The organism is Paenibacillus roseus (genome assembly GCF_016424485.1).
GTDB lineage: Bacteria > Bacillota > Bacilli > Paenibacillales > Paenibacillaceae > Paenibacillus_D > Paenibacillus_D roseus.
In genome coordinates this window covers 1-11,553 of record NZ_JAELUP010000033.1, presented here as the reverse complement: position 1 = coordinate 11,553, position 11,553 = coordinate 1, and the positions used below count along the sequence as shown (strand labels likewise).

The window sequence follows — 11,553 nt, the reverse complement described above, 5'->3', positions numbered from 1 at the left end:
GCACCCCGTTAACGAATTTGATAAGCAAAATGGTCGAGTATAATTGTCGCGGCGCCATTTGTACCTGTGGATTGAATTTGAATAGACAGTTTTACTTTTGAAGTTCCGGTTGGGAATTGTCCGTGTACACTTATTGGCGACATCCCGTTGCTTGCAGCCTTGTATTCCAATTGCTTCTCCCCAACCTTGCCTCCGTTTGCGTTCAAAAATTCGATATTTAATAAAACACGGGCTTGCTTCAAAGAAAGAATGTTCATCAAGCCTGTCAATTGATACTGCTGTCCAGATTGTACGTTAACTGTCTGTTCAATGATCACGTTTTCCCATTTGCCCAGTTGAGCCGCTGTTATTTTTTGAGCCTTTCTGCCTGACGCCGAAGAAGCAGAAGTCCCTGTCAACTCGAACCTCCCTGTTCCTTTTCCGGGCGTTACATAAGAATGCCAGCTTTCTGCCACTCCCCTTACATTTCCCTCATACTCAAAGCTTCCGTTTGCTAATGCATTCAGTTGTTTCTTGTAGCCAAACTGAAAGGCGTCCAAATAGATGGCGCCGCTGGAATTCTGCTGCATGCCTTGAATATAGACGGATGTTTTAACTGTTGCGGCATTTGACGGAATTTCCCCTTGCAAAGCTGCCATCACGTAGCCGCCAGTCGTCTTTTTAAATTCCTGCTGATCTTCTTTTATCCGCACGCCAGATTGATCTAAAAACTCGGCACTAAGCAATACTCTGGCGTTCTGAAGTGAAGCAACGGAGATATAGCCGGATAATTCATAGAATGGTTCTCGATTAACAAGCTGTGTCTGCTGAATCATCGCATTATCCCATTGCCCCAGACGGGTTGCTTTTATTTTTTGGGCGAATTTCCCGGCAACTACCGGGCTGCTCACAATTTCAAACGATACCGGACCGGCTCCATTCGAAACGTATGTACTCCAACCGTCGGCAACATCGGACTGGTTATTGTGATCAAAGCTGCCATTGTTGAGAATGTTAATGAACTGGGGGTGGGTGAACGAAAGTTGATTGACGCGCAAAGTTCCACTTCCATTTTGAGCTGTCCCTTGAATATAGATGGAAACTTTCGCATGCGTACTTCCTGAAGGGACGAGGCCTTGGCGGGAAAATGCCTTGACTCCGTTCGTGACCGATGGATACACCTGTTTGATTTCCTCTACTTGAACACCACTGGCATTTGTAAATTCGATTGTCAGCACCACTTGCGCCCTTTGCAGGGAAACAATATGTATATTGCCTTTGAATTCATAGAACGTTTCCGCTTTCAAGGCAACTGTCTGATGGAGAATTACGTTGTCCCATTGCTCTAACTGAGCCGCGCTTATTTTTTGAGCGTTAGTTGCAGACGCACTGACAACTTGGAAGTCTGTTGTAATGTTGGCTTGGGATACAAATGTATGCCAATAGTCAGCAACGCCTGTGCTGCCTGTGTTCGTTTTGAAATCTCCATTTTTCAATAAGTTGGGGGAGGGAACAGGACTGCTTTCTTTTATATTCCCCATCGAATCAACATTGTAGTGAATTGAACGCCCTGAACTGTCAGTGGCTGTAACGATACGTTCCGCGTCATCATAAGTATATTGCTGCCCGTTTGCTACTGAGGCTGCATTAAACCAACACAAAACAAAAATAATTGCAAACTTGGTGAATAATAAATACTTCATATCAAACCTCCCTTTTACAAAAAATTGTAACTCAATTGCTATATATAGTAAATATGATTCACCAGGATCGCTGATATACTCCTTCAAGAGCATATCTCCAGCACTACGCCCTCAGATATCCTTGTCCTGATAGTCTTTTCGACAACCAATTGACATTGCCTATAGATCACATTTATGATTAAATGCGCTGGTTAAACGGCTCAAGCGAAACTTCCTGATGCAGCCGCAATTTTCTTGTCTGTTTTCATTCCTGCGATAAATACGGTCTGCAGGTCTACCTTCTGTACCAATGTCCCTTGTTAGCCAGGTACAAAAAATGACACACAATCGACACTTGTACCGAAACTAGGGACAATCGGGCAAACTTTGCATTGTTCTCTTGACAATCACTATATATTGATATAAATTGATTATTGTCTTCAATATCTAGTGACTGACCATACACAGGCTTGTTTCACTCCATGATGTGAGAAAGGCCTGGCCGACAAATGTAAGCAGCGTATGGGCTCGCGGCCTTTACCTCTTATATTTAAATCATAGAGGAGTGAAAACAATGCTGGTTGTATACGATTCAAAGACCGGAAATGTTAAAAGATTTGTAGAGAAGCTTGGAATGCGCGCTGTGCAGTTGAGTGAGAGCTTGCATATAGAAGAACCTTTTGTACTGATTACATATACGACCGGATTCGGACAAATCCCGGAGAAGGTCATTCATTTTCTGCGTCATAATTACCGATATATGGTGGGGGTATCCGCAAGCGGCAACCGCAACTGGGGAGCAAGCTTCGGCAAAAGCGCAGATTCCATCTCGGCGCGCTATGGCGTACCGGTATTAACCAAGTTTGAACTGTCAGGCTCGTTAGAGGATGTAAAGAGATTCGAGAAAGAGGTGAGCGCACTTGCTGCATGTTGAACTGAACAACCAGCTTATGCGTAGAAACGAAGACGGATTTTTCCAGCTGGATAAAGATAAGGAAGCCGTTAAAGCATTTATGGAGGATATCCAGACCAAGAGCGTAGTTTTCGGAAGCATTACCGAGCGGGTGAACTATCTGATTGAGAATCACTACTATGAGAACGTCTATGAGAAATATACGCATGAAGAGGTAGAAGAGGTTATCCGCTTTGCTCACAGCTTCAACTTTGAATTCCAGTCCTATATGGCGGCCTCAAAGTTCTACACAGACTATGCGATGCGCACAAATGACCGTTCCAAGTTCCTGGAGCACTATGCGGACCGGGTATCCATGGTAGCCCTGCATCTGGCAAGCGGAAGCGCGGCCACAGCACGTGAGCTGACCGCAGCAATGATGGAGCAGCGTGTGCAGCCTGCAACTCCAACCTTCCTCAATGCCGGCAAGAGCCGCCGCGGCGAGATGGTGTCCTGCTTCCTGCTGGAAATGGACGATGCGCTGAATTCAATCAACTACAACCTGTCCACCTGTATGCAGCTCTCCAAGATCGGCGGCGGTGTTGCTGTCAACCTGTCCAAGCTGCGTGGACGCGGCGAACCGATCAAGGGCGTTGAGGGAGCAGCCAAGGGCATTATCCCTGTCCTGAAGCTGATGGAGGACGCATTCTCCTACGCAGACCAGATGGGACAGCGCAAAGGCTCCGGCGCCGCTTACTACAACGTATTCGGCTGGGATATTCTCGAATTCCTCGACAGCAAAAAAATTAACGCCGATGAAAAAAGCCGTATCAAGACGCTTTCGATCGGCTTGATTATACCGGATAAATTTTACCAGTTGGCTGAACAGAATCAGCCGTTGCACGTATTTGCTCCATTCTCCGTATACGATGCTTACGGCCGCCATTTGGATGATATGGATCTAGATGAAATGTATGACGAGCTGCTTGCCAACGACAAAGTAAAAAAGAAAGTCATCATGAGCGCTCGCGATATGCTGACGAAGATCGCTACGATTCAGCTTGAATCAGGCTACCCTTATATTATGAATCGCAGCAACGCCAACCGGTTCCATGCGCTGAAGGATATTGGCACGATCAAAATGTCCAATCTGTGTACGGAAATTTACCAATTGCAGGAGACGTCCGAGATCAATGATTACGGCAAGGAAGATGTGATTCGCCGGGATATCAGCTGCAATCTCGCTTCCCTGAACATCGCCAATGTCATGGATACGAAGAAGATCAGAGAATCTGTTCATGAAGGAATGACTGCGCTGACTTCGGTCAGCGACATGACTCGTGTGGCTAATGCTCCAGGTGTTGTCAAGGCGAACGAGCAGCTTCACTCGGTTGGTCTTGGCGCCATGAACCTGCACGGCTATCTGGCGAAAAACCTGATTGCGTATGACAGTCCTGAAGCGAAGGATTTCGCCCGTACATTCTTCATGCTGATGAACTTTTATTCTCTGGAGAAGAGTATGGAAATTGCCCGCGAACGCGGTATTGTCTTCCATGACTTCGAACGCTCTGAATACGCAAAAGGAACCTACTTCGAGCGTTATGAAAATATCGACTACACGCCGGCAACGGCCAAGGTGAGATCGCTGTTCGAAGGCATTGCCATCCCGACTCCGGCTGATTGGAAGAAGCTTAAGGAGGATGTGCGCAAACACGGTCTGTACCATGCTTACCGCCTGGCTATCGCACCGACACAAAGCATCTCGTACATTCAAAATGCAACTTCCAGCGTCATGCCGATCGTAGAGCAGATTGAGACTCGCACCTATGCGAACTCAACAACCTACTATCCGATGCCTTACCTGTCGCAGGAGAACTTCTTCTTCTACAAATCGGCTTATCAGACCGACCAGTTCAAGGTGCTGGAGCTGATCGCGGAAATTCAGACGCACATTGATCAGGGCATCTCCACTGTTCTGCACGTGAACAGCAATGTGACAACCCGGGAGCTGGCCCGTTATTACCTGTATGCGGCCAAGCTGGGCTTGAAATCCCTGTACTACACCCGTACGAACCGTCTGAGCGTTGAGGAATGCATTAGCTGCGCAGTATAACGCGGTCATATCGGAAGCTATTTTCCGGCAGAACATGTTGGTAAATGCTTTGGCTTACACGGCAGCAGCCGCCCTGTGATGGCGGCTGCCCTGCATTTTGAAGGATATATGTACAGGTTCAATTTAAGGAATTTAACTGTTCAAAGTTAAATTCCTTCACTATGTTATCCGAATGCTCCATCAAGACGCACAACTTTATGAAGGGAAGGATTTAATGAAAGCCGTTAACTGGAATCGTCCAGATGATGATTATACAAGTATGTTCTGGAACCAAAATATTATGCAATTCTGGACAGATGAGGAGATTCCACTCTCCGATGACAAGATGTCCTGGATTGAATTGAACGATACCGAACGCGACTTATATATGAAGGTGCTTGGCGGTCTGACTCTGCTGGATACTGTGCAGGGCGGCATCGGGATGCCGAAAATTATGGAGCATGTCGAAGGCTTGCAGCGCAAGGCCGTGCTGGCATTCATGGGGATGATGGAGCAAATTCACGCCAAATCCTACAGCAGTATTTTCACAACCTTGGCTACTACGGAAGAGATTGACGAGGTTTTCCGCTGGGTAGAGCTTAATCCGTACCTGCAGAAGAAAGCCGATATCATCTCCCGTTACTATAAAAATATCGAAACAACCAAAGATCTGTACATGGCAATGGGCGCTTCTGTACTTCTGGAGAGCTACTTGTTCTACAGCGGGTTCTTCTACCCTCTCTATCTGGCCGGTCTTGGCAAAATGACAAGCAGCGGCGAAATTATCGACCTTATATTGCGCGACGAGAGCATTCACGGCGTATACGTCGGCGTACTGGCACAGGAAAAGCTGCAGGAGCTGCCTGAAGAGGAACGGAAGGCTGCGGTAAGCGAGCTGATGGAACTGCTGAACACGCTCCATGAGAACGAAGAGCGCTATACCGAACAGCTCTACACCACAATCGGGATGACGGAAGAAGTGAAAAAGTTCGTCCGCTACAACGCCAACAAAGCGCTGATGAACCTCGGCCTCGAACCGATCTTCCCTGATGAAGAAGTCAATCCGATCGTAATTAACGGACTCAGCACGCAAACGAAACAACATGACTTTTTCTCCAAAAAAGGCAACGGCTACGTTCGTACAACTAATGTAGAGCCGCTGCGCGACGAAGATTTCGTATTTTAAATCTAAAATAAAGGCTCACCCTTAAAATCAGTGCATGACAAACAGGGGAAAGCAGCAAAGGGGCAGAAGAATTTTCGAGAAACGATCGGAAGAAGCCTTTAAAGCCCGATTCCCTATGCAACCTCCATGAAATAAAGAAATCGGGCTTTAACAACGATCGGAAGAATGCTCTGCCTCGCAGTGTTCCTCGCCTCCCTGGAGGTCAAGCACTCATTTGGTTTTGAGCCAAAATAAATGGCAAAGAAGCTGGATTGGTCCGCAAGATTAAGCGGCTGATCCAGCTTTTTCTATGCCATCCGCCAGGCCGATTTCGCGCGGCCAATTATTGAACCAGTTCCTCCTGCCCTTCCACGATGTCAGGGAAAGGATCGTTCAGCTCATGCCAGTCCGCAGACAGCTCATCGTCCGCAAGCAGACAGCTGTCGAGCGACTCTATGATTTCGGACTGATCCATATCCACCCCGATAAACACAATCTTGTTCACCCGGTCACCGTACTGCTCGTCCCAACTCTCCAGAAGCTCCGGCTCCTCAGCCAGCACCGCCTCCCGCTCCTCAGCCGGCAATGCCGCCGTCCAGTAGCCTGCGGGACCGAATCGAATAGACGGCCCAGCCTGACTCAAGCTCTGGGCGATATGATTGCGGGAAGCGAGCCAGACCATCCCTTTCGCCCGAACGACTTCCTCCGGCCATTGCTCCATCCAATCCATCAGCCGCTGCGGGTGGAATGGCTTTATGCGTTCATACACGAAAGAACTGACGCCGTATTCCTCTGTCTCCGGCGTATGTACCGGTTTATGCAACTCCTCTATCCAGGCCGATGCCCTGCTAGCTTCTTCAAAGTCAAATGAGCCTGTATTCAAAATCTCGGACGGTTCGACTTGTCCATGCTGAATACGGAGCAATCTGGCCCGCGGTTGCAGCTTGCGCAGCACATTCTCCAGACGGACCAATTCCTCTTCACGGACCAAATCGCATTTGTTCAGCAGCAGCACATCGCAGAATTCGATCTGATCCACAAGCAGATCAACGACATCCCGCGTATCGTCCTCCCCTGTCGCCTGCTGACGGTCAAGCAGCGTCTCCCCCGAGGAATAATCCTGCCAGAAGCGATTGGCATCGACAACCGTCACCATGCAGTCCAGACGGCAAAGCTTGGACAGATCGATATCATGCTCTTCATCCAGATACGTGAATGTCTGTGCGACCGGAACCGGCTCTCCGACGCCTGTGGACTCGATCAAGATATAGTCAAAGCGTCCTGCCTTGGCAAGCTGCTCCACTTCCTTGAGCAAATCCTCGCGCAGTGTACAGCAGATACAGCCATTGGACATTTCAACGAGCTTCTCCTCCGTCCGTGACAGCCCGCCCCCGCTTTTGACCATTGCCGCATCGATATTCACTTCGCTCAAATCATTGACAATGACAGCTACCCGCAGCCCCTGACGATTGTGCAACACATGATTGAGCACGGTTGTTTTGCCCGCTCCCAGATAGCCGCTCAGCACTGTAACCGGAATTAATGTTGTATCCATATGTTCCTCCTTGGAAAATGGCTTGTCTTTATACAGTAAAAATTACTATATAAGAGTAGTTTGTCTTAAATCGTAATAATTACTCTTTGATGATTGTAGCGGCTTTTCGAGCTTCTGTCAATTGCGGGATCAGGTGAGTGAGGAGGAACATAAAAATTGCCTTTCTACGGCTACTCTCGCCAAACAGGCAGAACAGCTCGCAAAAAGGCAACCGATGGATTTAACCTTCAATGGCATCAGGCCATCTTTTACAATACAAAGATCGCCGCCAGATTCACAATCGAAAAACTGAACACCGCATAATCGCTTCTCTGCAGACGATAAATCCGAATTGGCGTCCGGCCTTCATCGCCCTGGTAGCAACGCGACTCCATCGCCACAGCCAGGTCCTTCGCCCGGATGATGGACATAACGAACAAGGGCATCAGCATCGGCAGTACGCCGCGAAATCTCGACGCGACGCCTTTGCGGTGAAAACCGCCGCCACGGGCCAGCTGGGCTTTGCGGATTTTATCAAATTCCTCGATCAGGATTGGCAGGAAGCGAAGTGCGATGGAAAACATCATGACCGCTTCATGAACAGGCAGACGCCACTTCTTGAGCGGCTTTAGCAGCATCTCCAGCCCTTCCGCCAGCACAATCGGCGAGGTCGTTCGCACCAACAGTGCCAGCAGCAGCACAATGCCTGCAATCTGCTCACACATCATGACGCCTCTGATTACACCCTGCGCAGAGAAAGTAAGCCAGCCCCACGTAATCATGTCTTCACCGGGTACAGCCGTAAGCACCGACTGGTATATCATAGTAGATGCAAAAAATATCGACAGCGACAGCAGGGTAAATACAAGCACCCGCCAGGAGAGCTTGGCCACGCCCCATAATACAATCAGCAGCAGCAGTTGGGCGGTCTTGAGTCCCAGGCTGTGGGTCAGCAGCAGCGCAGCGCCGAACAGCAGTACAGCAATAATTTTCATCCGCGGGTCCCAGCGCTCCAGCCAGGAATTGCGTTTTTGATACAGTAAAAAGCTCGTTCCGGCCATAATCATTCCCTCATTTGCATTAAACTGTGATGCGCTGCCTGTCCAGCAAACCGATAATAGCCTCCGAGGCCTCTTGCGGTGTCCATAGACGCGACTGTTCCCCCTTCTCAACCACACCGAGTTCCTGAAGCAAGCGGGTGATTGCAAGCGCGGGCGGCTCCTCCCAGCCGAACGCTTCCAGCAAGACTGGATCAGACAGCAGGATGTGAGGATGCCCATCGGCCAGAAATCTGCCCTCCTTGAGCGCGATCAGCCGGGTAGCATGAGCCAATATCTCCTCCAACTGGTGGCTGACCCACATGACCGTAATGCCCTGCTCCCGATTCATGCCATGCAGCAGATCAAAAAGCGCGGTCCGCGATTGCAGGTCCAGTCCAGCTGTAGGTTCATCCAGAATCAATACCTCCGGTTCCAAAACGACAACGCCGGCAATTGCAACCCGGCGCTTCTCGCCGCCGCTCAGCTCGAATGGACTGCAATCCTTGAATGTCTCGTAGTCAAGCTGCACCGCAGCCATCGCCTGCCGTACTTTGGCCTCCTTCTCCGCATCCGTTAATCCGGCGCTCTGCAGCCCGAAAGCAATATCGTCAAACACCGTTGTCGAGAACAATTGGTGCTCCGGATACTGAAAAATAAATCCGACCTTATCAAAGAGTTCAGGCCTGCGGGCCTGATGAGGATTAATGCCAGCTAGCAAGACAGAGCCCTCTGTCGGGGCAAGAAAGCCTTTGAGAAGCTGTAAGAAGGTCGATTTGCCCGAGCCGGACTTTCCGGCTATCGCCATCATCTCGCCGCTTTCAATCGTCAAATCCAGCTCCTTTAGCACATAAGGCCCCTGCTGCACTTTTTTCCGGCTGCGTCTACTGTAAGTGAAGGATACGTGATCTAGCCTGATTTGCATAACAGCTCCCTCAATTCTCGTTCATTCAGTGCGGCCGAAACCGGAATGCCCTGCTCCCGCAGCAGACCGGCAAGCGTCCGGTAATAGGGCAGCTCCAGTCCACAGCTCTGCAACAGCCCTGTATTCTCCATAAGCTCATCAGGCGTACCGGAAGTGACAACTTTGCCGGATTGGAACAGTACCCAACGGTCGGCATTCGTTACCTCTTCGAGATGATGCGTAATATAGATCAATGTAAACGAATATTGTTTGCGCACTTCATGCAAAGTCGCCACAAACTGTCTCCTGGCAACCGGGTCCAGCATGGAGGTCGCTTCATCAAGAATGAGATAGCGCGGAGCAAGCGCGAGTACAGCAGCAAGCGCCAGCTTCTGCTTCTCGCCTCCGGAGAGATTCATTACCGGGCGGTCTTCATCCGCATCCAGTCCGACCAGCTTAATAGCCCAGGCAACCCTGTCAGCAATATCGTGCTGCGGCCACCCGATATTGGATAAGCCGAATGAAATATCCTCCCCTACTGTAATCCCGACCTGCTGGTTCTCCGGGTTTTGAAAAACAATCTGCACCGCCCGTCTCACTGACCGGAGAGCCGCTTTGTCTGACGTCACATGCCCCTCCACGCTGACCGTTCCCTCCGTTGGCAGTTCGATGCCGTTAAGCAGTCTGGAGAGGGAAGATTTGCCCGAGCCGTTGCGTCCGAGGAAAGCCACGAACTCTCCAGGGACAATATTTAGAGATATATGAGATAATGCCGGCCTGCGGCCGGCATCCTCTTCATCTTCTTGCGGTGCATTATAATAGAAGGTTGTGTCGCGAATATCGATCATGATGGATGAACCTCCTTGCTGTCTGCAGCATGGGGAGTTCCTCCATCCAGCCCGGCATCTGCCTTTGAACCTACCGGACCAAACACGCTGCCGGGGGAATTCGGATCAAAGATACCGTCTTCCGTATTCGGAATTTGCCAGAAGAAATCAATCTTAACGCCCCATTCCTCCGCCAGTTCCAGGAAATCCTGCATAAATACGCCCTTTCCCGGATCACAGGAGGGACTTCCCGAGATGCCGAGTCCGCCTGCAATCGTATACCCGTGATCCTGGTATGTCTTCAATTGCTCGATGACAGGGAGTAAAATTTTACGATTATGCGCATGAAACTCCGGCGTGTCATACTCTTCTACCGTCATCGGAGGCCGCTCCGGTCCAAGGAATGTGAATTCCGGGCAAGGGAGTTGAAACATCCCGTATCCCTGCTCATGCGTCCAGTCGACTGCCGCTTTCATAACGCCTGGACTACGGGCCTCTCCGCCTACAACTGCATTCTGGTTAATGACGCAGTGCGAGGCGACGATAATCGTTTTACTACGCTGCACGGGAATCTCTTTTCTTCGCCGAAGGGCGCTTGATCAAAGATTGCGGCAGATTTTTTACAACATAGTAGACAAGCAGCACAGACAAAATTTTATCGATCAAATTCTCGCCAAGACGCGGCAGGAAAGCTGCGGCGAACAAGCTTGTGCCCGCTTGCTTCAGCCAGAGCACTGCCACGTCCTGCACGCTTCCGGTCAACCCGCCGAATAAACCAATGGCAATGACGGAGCCTACTGCCGGGCAAAGTATACCGAGGACAATACCTGAGATGAGAGCGGAAGAAAGGCGAAAGCCATTTTTACGAACCATGTAACCGACTACAAGACCTACGATGACATTGACGAGTGCGAAAGGAATTGCGGTATAGCCGGAAGTAACGCCCAGAACCAGATTGGTTAACAGTCCTACAAGCGCGCCCCAGAACGGGCCGAACACCGCTGCAATAAATATGGTGCCCACAGTATCGAGGAAAAGAAACGGAATTTTCAAATTGCTGACCACAGTACCTGCGACTACATTAATAGCAATCGCCAGCGCACCGAGCGTAAGAACCAAAGTTCTTTGATTCATGGTTTTGCCTCCTAAGGGGATTCATAAATTTTTTATGACTGAATAAATCTGACTATAAAAATATGAACCCGACTCCCCCTTTATACATAACGAGCTGCCCCAAATGACCATCCGATTTGACAGGCGGCAGCTACAGACGATTCAAAAAACCAAGTTAATTAATTGGATTAATTGAGTATCATTTTACGCGGTTTTTTTAAGAAGTCAATGGCATTATTTTGGAAGTGTTGTTGTTCTGTGATAATGTCACCCTATAACTGTTCTGAGATAATGTCACTATGGGACAGGAGACAATCACATTGACGGA

General features: G+C 49.4%; 10 protein-coding genes. 3 read left to right on the top strand and 7 right to left on the bottom strand.

Features of this window, described 5'->3' with window-relative positions; all coding sequences use genetic code 11:
• Positions 1–8 precede the first annotated feature (8 nt).
• The gene (locus JFN88_RS09660; protein ID WP_199019123.1) at positions 9–1,682 is read right to left on the bottom strand and encodes a carbohydrate binding domain-containing protein; all 1,674 of its coding nucleotides are present in this window, start codon (positions 1,680–1,682) and stop codon (positions 9–11) included.
• Between the two features lie 553 nt (positions 1,683–2,235).
• On the opposite strand from JFN88_RS09660, the gene nrdI reads away from it, so the two are divergent.
• From nrdI to nrdF, 3 genes are all read left to right on the top strand, one after another.
• Positions 2,236–2,595, top strand: coding sequence for a class Ib ribonucleoside-diphosphate reductase assembly flavoprotein NrdI (nrdI, locus tag JFN88_RS09655; protein ID WP_199019122.1), 360 nt, complete (start codon positions 2,236–2,238; stop codon positions 2,593–2,595).
• Positions 2,582–4,666: a class 1b ribonucleoside-diphosphate reductase subunit alpha gene (gene nrdE / locus JFN88_RS09650; protein WP_199019121.1), complete on the top strand. Its 2,085-nt coding sequence runs from the start codon at positions 2,582–2,584 to the stop codon at positions 4,664–4,666. Before nrdI ends, nrdE begins: the two co-directional genes overlap by 14 nt.
• A gap of 214 nt (positions 4,667–4,880) precedes the next feature.
• Positions 4,881–5,831 carry a class 1b ribonucleoside-diphosphate reductase subunit beta gene (gene nrdF, locus JFN88_RS09645; protein ID WP_199019120.1) on the top strand — a complete coding sequence of 317 codons (951 nt, stop codon included), beginning with the start codon at positions 4,881–4,883 and terminating at the stop codon, positions 5,829–5,831.
• Positions 5,832–6,153: 322 nt separating this feature from the next.
• Here the strand turns inward: nrdF and JFN88_RS09640 are convergent, their stop codons facing one another.
• The 6 genes from JFN88_RS09640 to JFN88_RS09615 all read right to left on the bottom strand — a co-directional run bounded on the left by JFN88_RS09640 (position 6,154) and on the right by JFN88_RS09615 (position 11,246).
• The gene (locus JFN88_RS09640) at positions 6,154–7,365 is read right to left on the bottom strand and encodes a GTP-binding protein (protein ID WP_199019119.1); all 1,212 of its coding nucleotides are present in this window, start codon (positions 7,363–7,365) and stop codon (positions 6,154–6,156) included.
• Between the two features lie 248 nt (positions 7,366–7,613).
• Complete coding sequence (locus tag JFN88_RS09635; RefSeq protein WP_199019118.1) at positions 7,614–8,405, bottom strand: energy-coupling factor transporter transmembrane component T family protein; 792 nt, start codon at positions 8,403–8,405, stop codon at positions 7,614–7,616.
• 19 nt (positions 8,406–8,424) lie between these two features.
• Positions 8,425–9,306 carry an ATP-binding cassette domain-containing protein gene (locus JFN88_RS09630; RefSeq protein WP_199019117.1) on the bottom strand — a complete coding sequence of 294 codons (882 nt, stop codon included), beginning with the start codon at positions 9,304–9,306 and terminating at the stop codon, positions 8,425–8,427.
• Positions 9,291–10,133 carry an ATP-binding cassette domain-containing protein gene (locus JFN88_RS09625; protein WP_199019116.1) on the bottom strand — a complete coding sequence of 281 codons (843 nt, stop codon included), beginning with the start codon at positions 10,131–10,133 and terminating at the stop codon, positions 9,291–9,293. Before JFN88_RS09625 ends, JFN88_RS09630 begins: the two co-directional genes overlap by 16 nt.
• Positions 10,130–10,678 (bottom strand): CD3072 family TudS-related putative desulfidase, encoded by a 549-nt coding sequence (locus JFN88_RS09620; protein WP_233167659.1) that lies wholly within the window; start codon positions 10,676–10,678, stop codon positions 10,130–10,132. Before JFN88_RS09620 ends, JFN88_RS09625 begins: the two co-directional genes overlap by 4 nt.
• On the bottom strand, positions 10,668–11,246 hold the full coding sequence (locus JFN88_RS09615; protein ID WP_199019115.1) for a CD3073 family putative ECF transporter S component: 579 nt from the start codon (positions 11,244–11,246) through the stop codon (positions 10,668–10,670). Before JFN88_RS09615 ends, JFN88_RS09620 begins: the two co-directional genes overlap by 11 nt.
• Positions 11,247–11,553: the final 307 nt, after the last annotated feature.

Excerpts from the sequence above, each read along its gene's own strand:
- JFN88_RS09630 (WP_199019117.1), bottom strand. The coding sequence starts at position 9,306 with ATGCAAATCAGGCTAGATCACGTATCCTTCACTTACAGTAGACGCAGC.
- JFN88_RS09625 (WP_199019116.1), bottom strand. The coding sequence starts at position 10,133 with ATGATCGATATTCGCGACACAACCTTCTATTATAATGCACCGCAAGAA.
- nrdI (WP_199019122.1), top strand. The coding sequence starts at position 2,236 with ATGCTGGTTGTATACGATTCAAAGACCGGAAATGTTAAAAGATTTGTA.
- JFN88_RS09660 (WP_199019123.1), bottom strand. The coding sequence starts at position 1,682 with ATGAAGTATTTATTATTCACCAAGTTTGCAATTATTTTTGTTTTGTGT.
- JFN88_RS09615 (WP_199019115.1), bottom strand. The coding sequence starts at position 11,246 with ATGAATCAAAGAACTTTGGTTCTTACGCTCGGTGCGCTGGCGATTGCT.
- JFN88_RS09640 (WP_199019119.1), bottom strand. The coding sequence starts at position 7,365 with ATGGATACAACATTAATTCCGGTTACAGTGCTGAGCGGCTATCTGGGA.
- nrdF (WP_199019120.1), top strand. The coding sequence starts at position 4,881 with ATGAAAGCCGTTAACTGGAATCGTCCAGATGATGATTATACAAGTATG.
- JFN88_RS09635 (WP_199019118.1), bottom strand. The coding sequence starts at position 8,405 with ATGGCCGGAACGAGCTTTTTACTGTATCAAAAACGCAATTCCTGGCTG.